The 229-nt window shown below is 45.9% G+C and carries 1 protein-coding gene; it reads right to left on the bottom strand.

Translation table 11 applies throughout. From position 1 onward, the window contains the following. Positions 1-49: 49 nt before the first annotated feature. Positions 50-229 (bottom strand): hypothetical protein (locus AC0QH1_RS00325; protein WP_324628754.1); only part of this gene is annotated, 180 nt, incomplete at its 5' end.

Raw genomic sequence — 229 nt, 5'->3', positions numbered from 1 at the left:
AGCAAATTGGTCGTGAATAAAGCGGGTCACTGAGTGAAATTAAAATCGTTTAAACGAGAGAAATTGTATCATTCTTCCAAGGAATAATATCGGGATAGGAGTGGCGCGCCGATTCAATTAACTGTTGCTTGAGGGGGGTTAATGGAATGAGAATTCCCCCAATCTTTGCCAAGACTGGGGGAATGCGTGACAAGTCGCGAGGGATGCTTCTACCCCTCACTGGCGAAAG

It is taken from the genome of Phormidium sp. CCY1219, assembly GCF_055795085.1.
This window is presented reverse-complemented; position numbering and strand designations above follow the sequence as displayed.